1 protein-coding gene is annotated in these 1,312 nt (G+C 68.2%); it reads left to right on the top strand.

Annotated elements, in window-relative coordinates; all coding sequences use genetic code 11:
- Positions 1–1,312, top strand: a 1,312-nt coding sequence (locus IPZ69_RS46695) for a hypothetical protein (protein WP_235461012.1), incomplete at both ends; no start/stop codon positions are given.

Genomic DNA, 1,312 nt, shown 5'->3' with positions numbered 1-1,312 from the left:
CCACAGCGACGCCGACCAGGACGGCATCGCCGACCGCTACGAACGCTACGGCGTGCGCAACCCCGACGGTTCGATGGCCGTCGACCTGCCCTCCCTCCAGGCAAACCCGCTGCACAAGGACGTCTTCGTCGAACTCGACTACTCGGACGGCTCCCAGCCGTCCCACGAGGCGATCCAGGTCGTCGAGCACGCCTTCGCGGCGGCCCCACTGTCCAACCCCGACGGCGCGGACGGCATCACGCTGCACGTCGACTCCGGCGGCCTGCACGACAAGACGGCCATGGAGGGCCCGCCCGAAGGCACCTGCACCGACGGACTGGACAACAACGGCGTCAACGGTGCGGACGGCTCCGATCCGAACTGCAGCGACCGAGAACTCGGCGTCGAGGACCTCAAGGTGGCCACCTGCAGCAACCACATCGACGACGACGCAGACGGCAGGCCCGACGAGCAGGATCCGGACTGCATCGTCGGCGACAACCTGGGGGGCGGCAACCAGATCGCGTTCCCGCTGAACAACTGCGACGACAAGGACTTCGACACGGAGTACTACAACACGAAGGCGCGCAACATGCAGCTGCTGCGTCAGAAGGTGTTCAACTACGTCCTCTACACCACTAATAGCGCCGGGTGCGCCGCGGGCGGCCTGGGCTCGATTGGCGGGACGGACATCATCCTCTACCGCGCCGACGCCGGGGGCCTCATGCACGAGCTCGGCCACAACCTCGGGCTCGACCACGCGGGCACGGACGCGAAGCCCAACTGCAAGCCGAACTACGTGAGCGTGATGAACTACTCCATGTCTGAGGGCATCCCGCGCGTGGGCGGTGGGCACGTCGTCGACTTCTCCCCGGCCCGGATCACCCTGTTCGGCCGGTCGCCCGGCGACAACCTGCCGGGCCGGTCCCGGGAGGTGCTGCCCGACCTCCAGGAGGACGACCTCCACGAGAGCATCAGGCTCGACCCGCAGGACGGGGTGAACCAGTTCGTCTTCCTGGACGGTGCGGGTGCCGTGCGCACCGTTCCCCTGAACCGGAACCCGGACTGGAACGGCGACAACCCGGGGGGCTTCGGCGACGACGGCGATGCGAAGCAGATCGTCAACATCGACGCGATTCCCGGCGAGCCGGACTGCGCGAACATGACCACTGACGAGTTGCTCAAGGGCCACAACGACTGGGACCGGGTCAGGACCTTCATGCCGAGCCGCTTCCCCAAGGCCGGCGGAGCGCCGGCCGCGAACGAGGACCCGCCCCTGCCGACCGCTGAGGAGGCGGCTCGGATCCGCGGCCTGCGCAACACCACCGACCTC

Source organism: Streptomyces olivochromogenes, assembly GCF_021538895.1.
In the GTDB taxonomy this organism is placed as follows: Bacteria; Actinomycetota; Actinomycetes; order Streptomycetales; family Streptomycetaceae; genus Streptomyces; species Streptomyces olivochromogenes_A.
The sequence above is the reverse complement of the archived record's forward strand: the minus strand, read 5'-3'. Positions and strand labels throughout refer to the sequence as shown.